A 16,589-nucleotide genomic window follows, 5' to 3' on the forward strand; every position below is an offset into this window, starting at 1 on the left:
TTTTATTTTATACTTTATACTTAGTCGCGGGGCGGGTTGATCATGATGTGGGCGCCGTGCGTACCGGGGTACATGATCCAGGGCATGGCCGGGCCGCTTGGTTTCAGGGGTAGCCCGGTGCTTTCGGAGGTAGCATATGGGATGTAAACCACATAGCGCAGGTAGCCATCCTTTACCTCGCCGGAGGCGGCATTAAAATTATTGGCATCGGCAGTATACACGAAAAGTGTGGTCGGCTGTTTCGGCATTTTCAGCTTCCCACTTTTAGCCTCCTGCTCTCTCATTTCAAAAATCTCCTTCGACTCTTTTCCGGCCTTTCTCAGTTCCCGCCCACGCGCCATAAACGGCTCCAGGTCTTTGTGGTAACAGGACACCGAAAGTCCCTCCTGGGCAGGGTCATCCGCCAGACAGATCATCTCATTCGTACCCTTCCGCAGCATAACAAACTTACCGTTGCGGTCATAGCCATACACGGCGGCACCGTCGCGCATATCAGTGGGTGCGGCCAGTACAGCGGCCTTTATCTGGGCATCGGCAGACGGAGCTGCCTGTGAGCTCGTCTGGGCCTGGGCGCTGAAACCAAATAGTGCAAGTAGTGCAATCGAGAGAGTTACATTCATATCAGTAAGTGGTTTAAGTGAAGATTAAACATGCGGCCTGCAGTAGGCTAACCCTACCAGGCCATACGTTACCTAACGTACTTCCTGATTTAAAGATAGTATTTTTGAAGTATAAATACCTGCAGTAGCTACTTGCGTTATTAAGCAACTATACGATAAACCTATCGGAAGAGGATTATTCAACGACAGCATCAAACAGGCTGATCTGCCGGCCTATACTTCTTTTTGGGGCAACTGGTAAATTACTGATAGTATAAACCGGTGTCTCCTCAAAGCGGGATGCCACCACTACCTCTGCTCCGTCTGCGTGCAGCCTGAAAAGCGCCTCGACCAGTTTCGGACAGTTATTGTCTTTAGACAGGTGGGATAACAGCACGTGGCTCATGAAGGGGGGCTTGTATGCCGTATACAGGCTCAGGGCCTGCCTGTTGGAAAGATGCCCATGACCGCCGCGAATGCGGTTCTTCAGATAGTATGGGTAACGGCCTTTCTCCAGCATCCCTTCGTCATAGTTGGCTTCCAGAAAAACAGCATGGCACAGCTGGAAATGCGCGATCACTTGATCGCAGGGAGCGCCGATGTCCGTAAAAACACCAATTCTCACCTCCTGGCAGGACACCACGAAACTATGCGGGTCACGGGCATCGTGCAGCTTCGGGAAGGCAAGCACGGAAATACGCCCTACCTGCACCGCCTCGTGTGCCTGGAAGTGCAGCACCTGCACGCCACTTAAATCCAGCCGCGAGTTGTGCAGCGTGCCCGGGGTTATGTATACCGGCAGGTTATACTTCCTGGCCAGCACCGGGAGGCCACGAATATGGTCAGCGTGCTCATGCGACACAAAAATAGCCTTGACTTTGCCCATGGAGAGCCCCAGGCGTTTCATACGCTTCTCTGTTTCGCGGCACGAAATGCCTGCATCCACCAGCACCGCCTCACGGTCGTTGCCGATGTAATAACAGTTGCCGTTGCTTCCCGAATTTAATGATGTGATGGACAATTGCATAGGGCTGCAAAGTAACCACAAATCAAGCAGTTATTCAACCTATGTTATCCAAATAGAATACAAAAACCTGCGGGCACTCCCCTGCTGCTGCGCTGTGTACTTTTATACTTTGTCGTGTGATAACGGGCCTTAACAAAGGCTGTTTTTGCGGAACTCGCCCTGGCTTGTGTATCTTTGTGCATCAGAACCGAAGAGCTTATGATTGACCTGACACTATATGACCCGTTCGAGAAGATGCAGTTTACTGACACTAACTGCTTCCTGTGCGGCACTATCATCACAAAAGAACACCGTGCACCTGTTTTTGGCGAATGGCTGCAACAAAAGTATAACCTGAAGCACAAGGAACTGCTGCTGCTCGACAAGAGCGTGACCACCTTCGGCCAGCTCAGCATTCCCTGCTGCGACCGCTGCCACACCCATTACCTGCTGCCCCTGGAGCACGAAGTAGAGCAGGCCGCCGCCAGCGGCAAAGCGGGACTACAGGCCCTGCCGCCCCAACGCCTTTTCCAGTGGATTGGCAAAATGTATTATGGCTCACTTGTTACTGAACTGATAAAGGAGACCAACCCGCTCGTGATGCCGGAGTATGCCGTGAGCGAGGACCCGAAAATGCTGGGTAAATTTCGCTCCTTTTTTCAGGTGCTGCAGTCGCTGCGGGTGCCGATGGTGTTTGATAACTTCCTGCCCTGCTCGCTTTTCCTGCTGGAGGTGAGCCCAACTGAGGATGAGCTTCCTTTCGAGTACCAGGATGAACTGACAACCATGGTGTTTAGTATAAAACTTGGATCCGTGGCTATTGTGTGCACCTTATTAGATAACGGCATCATTAAAAAAGCACTCGGCAGGTTAAGCCAGCTTACCGAGGGCAAGCAGTTACACCCTATGCAATTGGCCGAGTTTAAAGCACGTGTATTCTACGCCGCTTATATCTTCAATGTGGTTCCAGAGTACTTTATCCGCCCCGTAAAACCAGAGGACGACCACCTGGTGCTGGACACGCTGATTGATGATGTAACGAATGAGATATTTAACCCCTGGGAGATGCCGGCTTACGCCCACATGCTGGAGGAGATGCTGAAGCCATGGAGTATACGAGAGCAGCAAATACTTCAGAACCCGCAACAGCCTCTTAGTTTCTTACTGGATGAGCAGAACCAGTATAAACAGATGGATCGGTACGTGAAGCAAGTATAAAAACAGAGCAATGTATAAATAGACAGCGGCGGCACCCTACAAGTATGAGTGCCGCCGCTGTCGGTTTAGTTTATACTAGTAAGCTTATTCTATCACGAAGCTAACATCTACGTTTGAGGTAATCACCACTTCGCCGCCGGCGATTGTTGGCCCACCCGCACTGTCGTAACCTGCTGACTCCATTACCGCCATTTTATACATTGGCCGTGGCCCGCCGTTGCTTCCGCTCTCGCTGATAGCGTACACGCGGCCCAGCTTAGCGCCCAACTCCGATGTAAGCTGTGTTGCCTTTTCCTTGGCATTGGCCACCGCTTTCTTACGTGCCTCCGCTTTATACTTTTCAATTTCAGAGTTTGAAACCTGGAACTGCACACCGTCTACGTGGTTTGCCCCCACTTCATACAGTCCGGATAGCAGTTCATCAAACTTATTCAGTTTTTTAATAATCACCGTCATACTTTTCTGAGCCAGGTAAAAATCCGGTGAGGTACGACCATACTCGCCACTGCTGTAAACGGGTCGGAGGGTTACATAAGAAGTCTGAATATGCTTGGCATCCACACCCTGCTTTTTAAGGTAACTGATTATGGCCGCGGCCTTCTTATCGGTTTCTTTACGCGCCTCGTCCAGGGATTTGCCGCGTGTTTCAACTCCAAGGTTCACGACAACCTCATTAGGCTGCACCCGCACCTCGCCGGTCCCGTTTACGCTTACCAAAGGCGGTAGTACCTGCCCCTGCTGTGCCTGCACCGGTAGCGCGGCTACAAAGAACAGGCACAGAAGCAACATCAGACTCATCTTTTTCATAGTTGTTAAGTTTATGGTTTATACTTTTTGTTCTAATATAGCCATTAGCTATATAGCGCATCATATCAAACCCTATGCCACAAGTATAATAGGCAACAAAAAACCCTTAGCCATGAGACCAAGGGTTTCCCATATTTTTCAGATAAGCTTATTCCGCTTCATAGGCATACTCGTCACCACCGCTGTATCGTGAAACAAGTATAGCGCCAATGGTAAGGGCACCGGCAGCCACAATCAGCTGAGTGGTTGTAAAACGCTTCGTTGCCTTTACAATGATGTGGCCCAGGTCCTGCATCAGGTCAGGCAGCTTTTCATGGCGCCCCTGAAACACATGCATAGCTGACTCCACAGTTCTAGACATATCATGCGGCTGTAGTACCGACATTACAGTGTTGTCTTGCTTCTTCTGCCCGGTATTCTGTTGGTTACCGGAGTTTTTATTGTTGTTATCGTTATTACTAATGCCTTGGTTTTGAGATGTATTATTTTCCATAGTCTTTTAAGAGTTTTTGTAGTGATATAAAAGTATACGAGGCGCAGGCAAAAAGTATATTAATAGGTATTAATGCTGTGGCCTTCCGCCATGCTGTACCATCAGTTCATCCATGCGTGCCTGCAGCGAGTCCTCGTTTACCATCATACTTGCCGGAAAGCCCACCGTCAGTTCATCAAGTTTTAAGGTTTCTGCATCCGGGTTATAGTCATACCTTCCAGATACTCCTTTTTCGCTGAAGCTACCGTTGTTGGCTTCCAGCTTTATTCCATACGTTTGCAGCTTATTTTTAAGTTGGTCGAAAGCTTCTGGTTTAATGCCTTCGTAATACAGGTTTTTAGCCATTACTGATGCGGTTTGGGTTAAAATTACAGGTTTATACTAACGCAAGAAGGCACTATTGGTTAACATTTGCCAACACCGGCAGCATACTCAAATTTTTCGCATTGATAATCAACCACATCCTTTTTTCCAGCAAAAAAGATTCTGATGAGCTATTGCGGATAAAAAAACACCCGCTATATTTGCACCACAATCAGACAGAACGGCCCGTTCGTCTAGGGGTTAGGACGCCAGATTTTCATTCTGGTAACAGGGGTTCGATTCCCCTACGGGCTACTAAAAGCCGCTTCAGGTAAAACTGGAGCGGCTTTTTTTGCCTCTAAACCTATCGCTATATCCTGCGCCATTTCTATAAACGTCTCTGCTCCACATCAGAAGTATAAATTACTTGCCGGTGTAGTGCTTTACCAACACCATATAAACCAGTGTATCACCCTTTGGCACTGGCAGCTTCAAACAAAGTATAATCTTTTACAAGTCAACGAATTTAGAGACTATCCGCTGCACCAGCTTCGTCATAAGGCTGGAGGTTACACCGTCTAGCACGGACTGGCTCATATGGTAAGATACCGAGCGCTTCGGGTCCCGCTCCTCTTCCACTTCTCCTTCCCGGAATCTGCCCCAGGATGACGGGTTATTGGTTTTTATGATAAGCAAGTTCACCAGCCGTGAACCTGCCTTCAACAGAAAGCCGGGGTTTTCCAGATCCTTCTTGTTAAGGAGCTGCACCTTCAGGTTTTTGTAGGGAAAGTGCACCTGGCCATTGGCCTCTTCTCCGGTGGCCTCTACCGAGAACGAGGCATTATTTATCCAGCCGCTCTTTACCCGGATGAAGATCATATTCTCTAATAATGGGTTTAAAGCCGCAAAATCCATAGATTCCAGTGTACCTTCATAAGTATACCGGTCCTCCGGATGGTCCATCTCAAACAAGAAGTGGACCTGCAGCGTGCTGACGCCCATGAACAGAGCGGAAGCGTTTACAGTCATTACATTATTCAGGCGGATAAGGGCCGCGTCGTTTGTGACGTTATAGGCTTGCATCTGTATGCTGTCCAGCACAAACACGGCCGGCTTTATGCCGTTTTTGGCAATAACTGGGTGCAGGAAGTTGTTCTTTTCCACTAATATGGTGTCCAGCCTGACGTAAATCCCCGCCCCCCGCAGCGCACTTTGCAAGGTTGGAGGCCTCAGCTCCGGATCAAAGCCAAGCCTGTTATCACGGTAGATCTCTACAACCGGGTTCTCTATAATCATTTTATGAGCTATAATAGCCTGGTTGTTGAAAAGCGCCCGCAGGCTGATGCCCTGCATAGCAATTTTTGGCACTGTCATGTCTACACGGTCACGGGCATAGGTAAACAAGCTGCTATACGCTTCTTTGCTATATAGCGGCCTCAGGCGTAGGCTGTCTGCCGTGAGTGACCTATTCTGCATCGACGCCTTTATTTCCTTCACCTCCAGCGCATACAGGCTATCGCGCGTGAAGAAGGTGTAGCCCTTCACCCGTATGTCTATATCATCCACATCAAAAATATCAAGCGGATCAGTTTCCTCCAGCGATACCAGCCGGAGCTGATCGATCGCCAGCGTGACATGCTCCAGGGTCTGGCTTATGCGGATGGTATCCTCCAGTATGTGAAAATCAAAGGTCCCATCTATTACTTCCAGGCGTCCTACCCGCATCGTTGTAACCATATCGTTGAGCTGTTGCACCGCGCTGCCTGCTGCTGTCGTATCCTGGACGGCAGGTGTTTTGCCATTTGCCTGTAAAACATTTTGGTCCTGTAGTATAGTTACCTTGGGGCCTGCGAGCAGTAAGTGGCGCATTTCGTACTGCCCTGTTGCATAGGAATGGATCAGGTTAAACCCGCTAATAAAGGACCTTTCAGCTGCTATGTCGATCAAATTTCGGCTGGCGAGTTCCGGATGTACTACTTTCAGACGTTCATTCACCTTCCTGTTGGCTTTTACCGTGAAAGCATGGGCAACGACCTCCTGCGAGCTGCTGGAATAATGCACGCTGTCCAGCCGGATAGTGTAGAGACTATCTGTCGACTGGTAAGTATAATCTGCTGCCAGCAGGGTCATCTCCTGCATCGGGAGGGCATTGTCTAGGTTAGCAAAACTGGCAGGCGTCAGCTCGAAGGCTGATACCGTGGCCGTAGCATGCTCCAGGTAGTGCGTACGCATTACCGGTTCCAGTTTTTCGTAAAGCATAAAGGAGCCATCTTCCAGCCGGATGGTGTTTACAGAAATTTTATCCAGTAGCCCGAACAGCCCCCTCCCTGCTGTCTGATCCCCTTTTTCAGACGCTGCCACCGTACGGTCCAGCAGGATAGCCGCGTCCGGTTGCCGGAGCAGCAGAATGTCAGCCGACAAATGTCCCGTATTCAGAGCCCTGATCATATCCACCCCTGTTATCCTCAAAGTACCGGCAGAAAGATTATAGAGGTTGCGGCTGGCGTTGCCTAAGCTTTTCTGTCGTTTGTTGGCTTTCAGGCTGGAAATCACATCAACTGTGCTGGCTGAGAATTCCTGTTGGCGGGTGGAGTAACGCAGTCCTGCCAGGATAAAGACATAGGTATTGTCAGGCATCTGGTAGCGGTAATTCTGGGCTGTTACAACTGCATCCTGCAAAGGCAGCGTTACGTCCGGATTAAAAATAAAGGCAGAATCTACCAACAGGCCAGTGGCTGTCATGGAGGCGTGTTCCAGTTGCTGCAGCAGCTGAATATCCCGCGTATTGTTATGCTGTGTAATGGAGGCATCCGCTATACTTATTTCCCCTACTTCCAGGCTGGTAACCAAACCAGAAAGCTGCTGGTACAGCTCCCGTAAACCGGGCCCCTCCTCCGTCTTTGGCACTAGCAGGTCGGTACGCACATCTATCACAGGTTGGGCTGTACTTATACTTCCTATTGTCAGCCGTGATGTCCGCAGTACCTGGAGCAGGTCTAGACCTAGGAAGCTCAGATGCGGAAGTTTGATATCGTATAAGTTGCGCCTGGCTTTGCCACTGTTTTTCAGGTAATCGTTTTTGTCCCAGTCGCCGGTCAGGTGCAGTTCCTCTACCTGCATAGTTTTGGCTTGAGAAGAAAGGCTTATGCCACCTGCCTTCAGAGTATAGGGGCTGTTACGTGGGTTGTAAGTATAACTCCCAGTGGCCAGTTCTATTGCTTGGGCAAAGGCTTTGTCTTTCGGTGTAAAAAGAGTGGCTGAGTCGAGCCGCAAGGCCTGCAGGGTGATGTTCGCATTCTTCAGGCTGTGGGCATTGTGGATGGTGCCGTCTTTGTGGCGGTAGCTGAAGCTGCCGTCGGTCAGGCGCAGTTCCCTCACGTTGATCTCCCGCAGGTAAGGCGACAGGTCAGTGTAAATTTCAGAAAGCCCGGGCAAGGCGGCAGAATCGGGCAGGGTGAGGTCTTCCAGTATATGCAGGTCGCTGTGTTCCAGCATCAACCGGTCGAGCTGCAGTTGCTTTGTGCCGCAAGCCGCTGCCACATCCAGGCCCTGCAGGCTTAGCAGGGGCGTCCTGAAGTGGTATAGCATGCGGTGTCGCTGGCTTTTGGGGAGCTCCGTGTTTGCATGGAGATCAGGCTGCACGGCCACGTCCCTTACTTTCAACACCTGCTGCCCGGAGGAGTAGGAAAGCCGTCTGACCTGGACGGTATACACGCTATCAGAAGAATGATAGGTATAATCCTGAAGGCTCAGATCAAGCGCAGCAGCATGGAGCATTTTGGTGAGGCCCTCCTGCTCCTGTACCTCCAGCCGTAGGTCCTGCACCCGTAGCGAAAACTGGGGTACTTCATGACGAAGCCTGTTCTGCTGTCCCAGCACGAGGTACTGGTATTTTGCATTCTTTACAACGAGCTTTTGAATGTTTATGGCTTTCAGGTTACCGCTACCTTTACCGTTACGATTTCTTTTATTCTCTACCGATTCATCCAGCAGCTGCGTGATCACTGGGAGTTCAGCCACGACGGAATTCATACTTAAGCTGTTCCTAAAAAGCAGGTCTGCCAGGTTAATGTGAGAGATCTTTACTCGAGGGCTTTGTATATCGAGAAGAGTACGGCTAGCCTGCCCTTTCTCCTTTAGCCGGCGGTGGGCTGCGGTATCCGGGTAGAAGCGCAGCCCCTGCAACGTGATGCTACGAGTACGCAGGTGCATCTGTAAATCGTCAAAACTTATATGATAAAGCCCTTCCGTCTGCCTGACCACCTGTCTTTTAAGATAACGCTCCACCAATGGTTCTGCCAAGAAATACAGTGCCACTATCGGCACCAAAAACAAAGCAGCCATACTTGCAAGTACAATACCTGCCGTTCTCAAAGCTTTCCGACTTAAGCCGGATATTGCTGGCTCTGACATAGTACGCTAAATATCCAGGAAGGCAATTAGTAATGCCTTGTTGTGTTTTACGGGCTGTAGCAATTTGGGGTATTTTGCTATTGGGCTTCTATCGGCAGAAGCTTACAGCTTTATTACTGGAATATTAATGTGCAAAAGTACAGGTTTAAAACCCTACTCCTTTTTATACATCATGCTTAAGATGAGATAATTATTTCTAGGAATGTGTAATTGGTTATTGATAGCATCCGGGAAGGCAGCGTATACAATGCATGCAAAGAGCTGAAAGACATGGTAGAGGACAGACTAAATGAACTCGAGCGGAACGCATTGGCGGCCGCTCAGGAATATAGGAAAGAATATGTTTCCCAGAACAGAGCACAAGACAACATGCTTACCTGGCTCAGAAACGACGTCACCGGGGAAATGGTATGCCTGACTAAGGGAGGCTATTCCAAACAGCTTTCAAAATTCATCGCAAAACTCAACTAAGCCTAAAACATACTGCTTGCTCACATGAGCCTCTCCTTAAGCACATTTTTCGATATCTATATTCTTGGGCTCCACCACCACGTATAGAGGCGGTTTCCCTGGTTGAGAGGCCATTATCTTTGAGCCATAAAAAGAAACGGGTACAAAAACCCTGATCTTCGCCTCCTGCGCCGCCAGCTCTTTGATCAGAGCGTGGGCCTCCGCAGTATTCCGGTCAGCGTTCTCTTTGTTCTCGGCATAGCGCCTCAGCGAATCGAAGTCCACCTGCTGCCCTTCATACATAGTCGACTCTGTTACCTGAGCTCTTCTACGCACGTTGCATGTCTCATTGATCTTATCCCTAAGCTCCAGAATCCTGTTCAGGCAATAGTAAAACTGCTCCTGTGTCATTATTGATAGTTAAGTAAGGTTGTACATAACTGGGTTGTACTGCAGCACCAGGTCCTCGATGGTAATCAGTCGCACGCTCTGCACCAGCATAATTCTCACTGCGTTTACCACCACTGATTCTACGGTGGCGTCCAACATCAGGTAATGCTCCTCCACCGTTCCCTGCTCCTCAAACATGACCGAGTAGAAACGGTGCCCCGCTTCCTGGCTGTGCAGCTGTATGGCCCCGCCAAGGATGACCCCGTCAGCCACAAGCTGCACAGCCGTGCCGTTAGTGAAGTTGATGTGGTAGGCATTGTTCTTCGGAGATCGCCTGTTAATCAATATCAGATTCTGATTGCCCTCAAAGCAAGCTATTTCTGCCGGGCTGGGCTCCCTTCCAAATAAATGTGTAAGGTAGGCTGTATAGGTGCTGTAGTTAGTGTAGGTATTTTTCATGATTGACATGTTAACAGCAGGACGAATAAAAGCGGGGGCAGCCGATCGGCTGGTCGGTTTAGGCCATTGGGCCGAGTGGGTGTTACGCCTCTATAACAAGCGCCGGGTCAGTAATAGTTTAGAAATGAGTCGGTTTATTCCATTAGTAAGAGAGTGCTTTACTTTACCTGTTTCGAAAAAGCTAAATTCTTTGCTATAAAAGCACCCTGGTATGGTTTGGCAAGACTTACTTGAATATAAATCACTTATTATCAAGATTTTCCGGTTTACAAATTTAATTACTCGTATAACTAAGCAGGATAATAGAATAAACCTTTTCCTACCAATATGAAAAACAAGACCCTGTTACTTATGCTGTTCACCGGAATGCTGTCATTAGCCTCCACTTATACTTTTGCCCAGACTACGCAAGCCGGGCAAGAGAGTAAAACCGAACAGCAGGAAGCCAAAGCGAAAGCGGACAAGGAGCGCCTTGACGATGCCTCTGATCTAAGAAAAGACACAAAAGCTGACGCACGAGTAGCTAAGGCGAACGCAAAAGAAGCCAAGCGCATCGATAAGGAGGCTGCCTATGCAGCCAAGCATGCCAAACGCGCCGCCCGAATGGAGGCAAAGGCGCAGCGTAACCGTGCTGAGGCCGACAAGCAGGCTAAGAAAGCAGACAAAGCAGCAGAGAAGTCAGGTAATAACTAATTCACCTATTCAGCCATGGAAAACAAATATCCCGAGGGATCCATCGTGTATGCCAAAATTAACCCCAGCCTTAAGCTGGCGGTAAGGCGCTACATAAAACGCATCTACTACTGCACTAACCTGGAGCATCCACAAGAAAAAGAACTTGTATACTTTGAGCATGAACTTGTGTAAAATATAGCGCTGGTACAGCGTTAAGCCGTAACATAGCTGGATACATGTCATTCAAAGTGCCGGTAGCTGTCGCTCTACCATTACCTCTTCTTATGATATGCCAATTCGAAAATGGCCTGAGAGGTAGCAATGCCGCCCAACATCGGGTCTGGCCTCAAGCAAGCTTACTTTACAAACTAATCAACTGAAAATAACCCATTTACCATTTAAACACAACCACCATGGCTACACTAAACCGAGCCATCGTCTTGAACGCCTTAATCAAGCATGAGACACTCACCATTGACGATCTCGCCAAAGAGTATAACCTCGGCGCATCGCCAGGCGGCAACCACTTGTAGCTTTTGGTAGATGAACTGGTCCAAAGCGGTCACATTCAGATTCTGGATGGGGTCTCTCCCTGCACCTGTACAATCACAGATAAAGGCATACTAGAGGGAGCAAGGCAGGCACAAGAATAGTAAAAGATCCTGTTTACACCGATTTATCTGTCTGAAGAGCAATATTGCAACTATTTTGTTCAGCATTCTACAGTTTAAGCAGGAACCATATTCGCCTAATAAGAAGGTTACAGCCTATTTACCTATTCTTTGTAGCCACTCAACAACTAGACGAAAGTCCCTGTGGAAAAGGTTCGATAATTCCATCCTTCGGTCTACCACAGTAAAAAAGCCGCTCCACGTCAAATGGAGCGGCTTTTTTTGTTCGATAAATTTCCCCTTTAGTGGCATGGGCAGCTTCAGTAAATAAAGTTGACCACAGAATAAAGATTACAAAAGTAACTATTAGCCAGGCCTGACCACTAAGCGCCTTTGCAAGTCACCCTTTTCCTCCATAAGCATTAACAATAGGCGGCGCCAGCACTTCTTCATGCCAGCGCTACTTGGGTAGCCTACAACTTCACATCCTCCAAATTATCCTTTATCTCCCAATCGATGAGCAGGATGTTCGGATCAATGCCAGCTAGTGCAGGCTTGCCAGGAACTGTCACAGTTATCGTCTGCTTAGCGGAGTTTATTCGATGTTTCTGCCGGTAAAGCAACTTTCCTATCTCCTGTCCTTTTTCCGCAGGGGCGAATATCCCTATTTCCACCCAATCATTAACTGGTAATTTAGTCTCTACTCCTATACTGTCAACTACAAACTTCCTTGTCTGTATGTTAAGGGTCACCTGCCATTTACCGGGTTTCACCTGCTTGGCCGTGGCCTGCTCGGTACTAAGCTCCCAGAAGGTATTTTTCTCAAAGAGATCATGAAGCAGCGGTTGGAGCGAGTCAGGAGTGACTGCCTGCAGTTCGTGGTACAAATCAAGAGAAGTAGGTAGTGGAAAATTTCCAGAGCCATGCTTCTCCAGCAAATTCCGTAGCGCACTGTTTACCTTGTTTCTGCCGATATACTGACTCAGTGCATACAGCGCAAAAGGGCCTTTACGATAATTTTGGTACCAGTCATTAGCCTGCAGCAGCGGCACGGCAGCACGTGTTTTTGGGTTTTCATACTCTTCCCGCAAAAAGCCTAACAGTCGCTGAACGTTCTCAGGCCCATACTTATCCTCCAGCACACCCATAGCGGAATACCACGCCAGGCTTTCGGAAAGCAAACCTGCTCCTTCTGCATGGGCCGGGTCAACCTGGTTGCCCCACCACTGGTGCGCTACCTCGTGTGCCGCCACCGCCGTTATCAGGTCAAACTTTCGTTCGTCTTTGTCCGGGTTCATGAGAAAGAATCCTTCTCCGGCTGTGATGTTTATGGGGGCAGCATGGTTTCCAAACGCGTACCCCGGATAGGCTACAAACCGGATGGTACGGTGTGGGTATGCACCGAATTCTTTACTGTAGTGGTCTAAAGAAGCTTGCACACTCTTCACCATACGCTCCAGGTTAAGTGTTTGCCCCGGATCATAGTAGATTTGTATGCTGATCTCCTTTCCTGAACCTTCGGAAGGATTCTCCCATGTTCCTTCATGCACTGCATAGTTGGCTGAGAAGAAGTTATACTCATTCCGGATAGGAGCATCTGTGGCATAATGGAAATAGCGCCGGTTACCTTCCATCCAAGTCCGTTGCAGCACGCCGGGTGCCACAACTACTTGGTCCTTGTCTGTGCCCACTACTGCTTCAAATAAAATCCGCTCCGCAAAAGGTGATTCTAGCCGTGCCTTTTCATCGTAAAGTGAAGGAGTTGCGGGACGTGGAGCAAGCCCGTATTTTTTTCGGGAACCAGCATCATCCAACTCCCGATAGGACTGGTAGCCGATGGCAGGCAACCATTCATAGTTTCGGAAATTTGTACTGTTAGGTGTTACCGAGACATCAATCCCGTTGTTAGTGAAGCCACGTGTGCCCACAAGTACTTCAAAGCTGAGTTGTATGGAGTCTCTAGGCTGGAGTGGCTTTCGCAAAGTATAAATCTGGTAGCCCAGCTTTTTATCTTCAAGCACCTTGGCAGCAGGTTGGTTAAAAGTTATGGCCTTTGTTTCAACTCCCGGCACAGTGGCTACATGTACAGCATCTATCGGCACCTTATGCTGGTTCACGAGCAGGTAAGTACCTTTAACTGTTGCTTCCCGTTTTTCCGGGTAAATCTCTACCTGCAAGGTTGCATTTGTCTGCCGGGGCTGCGGAATACCGGAGTACTTTGCGTACAGCTTTTCGTACTGCGCTTGTTGCTCTGCAATCTCAGATGAAGACAGGTAATTGTTCAGGACATTTGTGTTGTAAAAAATATAACCACCAAATATCAAAATGCCCGTTACTCCTACTGAAGCAACAACCATCGTGGAATGGGTGATGCGATAGACAGCTAAGTTTAACCGTGACATAAGAGTTTCTTCCCTGCCCCGCACCCAGAATAATTTTGCTACTACAGCCAGCAATAGCGCCCACGATAACCAGTATAGTTTAAACCAAAGCCATGGTTCCAGTGATAAGTTAAAGCCGGCCATGTTAGTATATGACCAACCCGGGCTGGCACTATAGATGAGTAGTTTATGGCTGATGTCAAGATTAGGAGCAAACGAGATAAATCCATAAGCAAGCAGGGCAAAAAAGTGGCCCAGGTATTTTTGATTGACCAGCACATGAACCACAAGCGCGAGCAGGGCGAAGAGCAAACATTCGATTAGCTGAAGCCCAAAAAGCGCCTTTACGAACAGCCCGAATTCAACAGGAGCGCCGCCTATACTTACCTGAGCAACTATACCTGCTATCATCAGGAACGTTAACCAAACTATAAGCATAAAACTTAACGCCAGGAACCTGCTCAGGAACAGCACCCATTCCGGCACCGGGGCCGCGTTGGCGATCTCATTCATACCTGCTTCTCTTTCCTTCCAGACCAATTCCCCAGCATAAAAGACAGTAAGCAGGGTAATCAATATCCAAAAGGACTTAATTTCTACCAAAGGTGCCGTCAGAAAGTTTAGCATCTGATCCGCTCTGGGCAACAAAGGCACATCTTTGGCTTCCATATTCCCGGGTATGGCAAAACCTACAAGCAATGCAAGGGCAACTAGTAAAAGTAAACCGATACGGCCTTTAGCAAGCTGCAGAAACGTTCTCCATGTAATGACACGTAGCTGTAGTAAGTAAGTTCTAAAACCAAACATGCCGTTTATCTGCGTTAAAGTATTCTCTGGCCTCCATTTCAGCCACTCCTCTACTGGCAGGTTGGTTAAGGTTTGATTTAACTGCTTCTTCCCTACTCCTATTTCGGGCTGAACAAAACTGAAACGCCTGTGAGTGAAAGCCAGCAGGCCAACCGAGATACTAAGCCAAAGTATACGGTTCATGAGCAACGGCCCCTCCAACGTGAGCATGCGGGTATTCTTTTCCAGCGGACTCCATTCACCTGACAGTTGATTTAAAATGGAGCTGAAATGGATGGGGTCTATTAGTTTATTCCACTCTGCAGCGTCTTGTGTAACCAATTCCAAAACAAATGCAGCCACAAAAAGAAGCACCCCACCCAGGTAGCTTGCCATGGCCCGACGGGTAAGTGCCGCCAAGGAGAACTGGATAGCTGTAACTATGAAAATGTTTGGCAACAGAAGGTAGAAAAAGGTAGTCAGATAGGCTGCCGAACTGAACGGGCCAATAACTTCAGGCTCTACACCAGTATAATATAGGGAAAACAGTATACTCAGCGGAATGGAGAGCAGAACAATTAAATTAAGAAGACAAGCGGCAAGGAACCGCCCTCCCAGATAAGTGGCTTTGCTGGTTGGCGTGGTGTATGTGAGCGAATACATGCGTGTCTGTACGTCTCGGGCAGCGGCATCGCCAGCTACGGATCCGCCTAATGGAAGCCAGAACAAAATGCATAGAGCGGTGACAGCCGCTATCACAATAGGCGCATTCAATAAGAAATAGCCTTCCCGGGCATCACTTAGGTAATTGCCTATTACCCATAAAAAAGCAAGCACTGCCACTACCAAAAAGTAAAGCCAGGTAGCAGCGCTGCTTATCTGGTAGGCAAACTCCAGCTGAAAAGTCTTCCGGAACTTCATATGCTTACCTCCTCCACTTGCTGGCAGGACTTGTTAAAGCCTGCCATGGTGCTAAAGTATACATCTTCCAGGTCCGGCTCCACCAACTCAAAACCGTTTCCGGGATTCTCCTCACTATACACATGCACGATGGTGCGCCCGCTAAACAGTTTGGCAGAAATAACCTGCTGATCCTGTTCCAGCGTATTCTTGGGCATCAATTTGCGCCAGATACGGCCTTTCAGCGCGTCTACAGCCTGCATCGGCTCAGCCTCCAAAAGTATTTTTCCCTTATTGATGATTGCCATGTTGGTGCACAGTTCTGACACATCTTCGACAATGTGGGTGGAAAGTATAACCACGCTGTTCTCGCCCAACTCACTGAGCAGGTTCAGGAAACGCACGCGCTCGGCCGGGTCCAGTCCCGCCGTAGGTTCGTCAACTATAAGCAGTTTCGGATTGCCCAGCAGTGCCACTGCCACCCCGAAACGCTGCTTCATACCACCAGAGTACCCTCCCAGCTTCTGTCTGCGCTTGTCCCATAGGTTTGTCTGCTTAAGTAAACGCCCTACCACTTCTTTGCGGGCAGCACGATTCGTAATACCTTTAAGCACGGCGAAGTAATCCAGCAGGTCCTCTGCATTCACCTTTGGGTAAACACCAAACTCCTGTGGCAGGTAACCCAGCGTCTGGCGCACCTCCTCCTTCTGGCGTAGCACATCTATTTCGCCCAGACGTATACTTCCTTCATCCGGGTCTTGAAGCGTGGCTAGTGTGCGCATCAGTGTAGATTTGCCTGCCCCGTTAGGGCCCAAAAGTCCATACATGCCCGGCGGTATGTGCAGCGACACATTATCTAGTGCCTGTACTCCATTGCCATAAGTTTTAGAGACATTCCGGATGGACAGGTTGATCTGGTGATTTTCCATAGTTATTATGATTTTGTTTTATTAATCAGGAAGAAAGGAAAGCACCTTTATAGCGCTTTCCCGCTCATTTTCAGAATAAATGAAAAAGGACACCACAGAAAATCCAAAAGCAATATGCTACTACTGTAGTTTAATCTACCAACTGCTGGTTTGCTTCCGCCAATGCGCT

Annotated in this window: 14 protein-coding genes and 1 tRNA gene; 5 read left to right on the forward strand and 10 right to left on the reverse strand. The window is 48.7% G+C overall.

Going from position 1 to position 16,589, the window contains the following annotated elements; all coding sequences use genetic code 11:
* Positions 1–20: 20 nt before the first annotated feature.
* Both OO017_RS12970 and OO017_RS12975 read right to left on the reverse strand, forming a co-directional pair.
* Entirely contained in the window at positions 21–620 is a 600-nt protein-coding gene (locus tag OO017_RS12970) for a hypothetical protein (RefSeq protein WP_266052926.1), read from the reverse strand.
* Positions 621–795: 175 nt separating this feature from the next.
* A complete protein-coding gene (locus OO017_RS12975; RefSeq protein WP_266052927.1) occupies positions 796–1,626 on the reverse strand; it encodes an MBL fold metallo-hydrolase in 831 nt (276 codons plus the stop codon).
* Between the two features lie 198 nt (positions 1,627–1,824).
* On the opposite strand from OO017_RS12975, the gene OO017_RS12980 reads away from it, so the two are divergent.
* Positions 1,825–2,823, forward strand: a complete 999-nt coding sequence (locus OO017_RS12980) for a hypothetical protein (RefSeq protein WP_266052928.1) — start codon at positions 1,825–1,827, stop codon at positions 2,821–2,823.
* Positions 2,824–2,907: 84 nt separating this feature from the next.
* Here OO017_RS12980 and OO017_RS12985 read toward each other — a convergent pair whose 3' ends face one another.
* The 3 genes from OO017_RS12985 to OO017_RS12995 all read right to left on the reverse strand — a co-directional run bounded on the left by OO017_RS12985 (position 2,908) and on the right by OO017_RS12995 (position 4,468).
* A complete protein-coding gene (locus OO017_RS12985; RefSeq protein WP_266052929.1) occupies positions 2,908–3,630 on the reverse strand; it encodes an SIMPL domain-containing protein in 723 nt (240 codons plus the stop codon).
* A gap of 148 nt (positions 3,631–3,778) precedes the next feature.
* Complete coding sequence (locus OO017_RS12990; protein ID WP_266052930.1) at positions 3,779–4,123, reverse strand: hypothetical protein; 345 nt, start codon at positions 4,121–4,123, stop codon at positions 3,779–3,781.
* Positions 4,124–4,192: 69 nt separating this feature from the next.
* Entirely contained in the window at positions 4,193–4,468 is a 276-nt protein-coding gene (locus OO017_RS12995) for a hypothetical protein (protein ID WP_266052931.1), read from the reverse strand.
* A 201-nt stretch (positions 4,469–4,669) separates the two neighbouring features.
* Here OO017_RS12995 and OO017_RS13000 point away from each other — a divergent pair.
* A tRNA-Glu gene (locus OO017_RS13000) sits at positions 4,670–4,741 on the forward strand.
* Between the two features lie 195 nt (positions 4,742–4,936).
* On the opposite strand, the gene OO017_RS13005 is transcribed toward OO017_RS13000, so the two are convergent.
* Complete coding sequence (locus OO017_RS13005) at positions 4,937–8,638, reverse strand: hypothetical protein (protein ID WP_266052932.1); 3,702 nt, start codon at positions 8,636–8,638, stop codon at positions 4,937–4,939.
* Between the two features lie 471 nt (positions 8,639–9,109).
* Here OO017_RS13005 and OO017_RS13010 point away from each other — a divergent pair, with 471 nt between their 5' ends.
* Complete coding sequence (locus OO017_RS13010; RefSeq protein ID WP_266052933.1) at positions 9,110–9,310, forward strand: hypothetical protein; 201 nt, start codon at positions 9,110–9,112, stop codon at positions 9,308–9,310.
* Between the two features lie 36 nt (positions 9,311–9,346).
* Here OO017_RS13010 and OO017_RS13015 read toward each other — a convergent pair whose 3' ends face one another.
* Positions 9,347–9,700: a hypothetical protein gene (locus OO017_RS13015; protein ID WP_266052934.1), complete on the reverse strand. Its 354-nt coding sequence runs from the start codon at positions 9,698–9,700 to the stop codon at positions 9,347–9,349.
* A gap of 9 nt (positions 9,701–9,709) precedes the next feature.
* Entirely contained in the window at positions 9,710–10,138 is a 429-nt protein-coding gene (locus OO017_RS13020; protein WP_266052935.1) for a hypothetical protein, read from the reverse strand.
* Between the two features lie 327 nt (positions 10,139–10,465).
* Here OO017_RS13020 and OO017_RS13025 point away from each other — a divergent pair, with 327 nt between their 5' ends.
* Positions 10,466–10,831 carry a hypothetical protein gene (locus tag OO017_RS13025; protein ID WP_266052936.1) on the forward strand — a complete coding sequence of 122 codons (366 nt, stop codon included), beginning with the start codon at positions 10,466–10,468 and terminating at the stop codon, positions 10,829–10,831.
* A gap of 15 nt (positions 10,832–10,846) precedes the next feature.
* Positions 10,847–11,005: a hypothetical protein gene (locus tag OO017_RS13030; protein ID WP_266052937.1), complete on the forward strand. Its 159-nt coding sequence runs from the start codon at positions 10,847–10,849 to the stop codon at positions 11,003–11,005.
* A gap of 892 nt (positions 11,006–11,897) precedes the next feature.
* Here the strand turns inward: OO017_RS13030 and OO017_RS13035 are convergent.
* Both OO017_RS13035 and OO017_RS13040 read right to left on the reverse strand, forming a co-directional pair.
* A complete protein-coding gene (locus tag OO017_RS13035; RefSeq protein ID WP_266052938.1) occupies positions 11,898–15,512 on the reverse strand; it encodes an ABC transporter permease/M1 family aminopeptidase in 3,615 nt (1,204 codons plus the stop codon).
* Complete coding sequence (locus tag OO017_RS13040) at positions 15,509–16,420, reverse strand: ABC transporter ATP-binding protein (protein WP_266052939.1); 912 nt, start codon at positions 16,418–16,420, stop codon at positions 15,509–15,511. Before OO017_RS13040 ends, OO017_RS13035 begins: the two co-directional genes overlap by 4 nt.
* Between the last annotated feature and the right edge of the window lie 169 nt (positions 16,421–16,589).

The sequence above is a fragment of the Pontibacter anaerobius genome, from assembly GCF_026241195.1.
Lineage (GTDB): Bacteria > Bacteroidota > Bacteroidia > Cytophagales > Hymenobacteraceae > Pontibacter > Pontibacter anaerobius.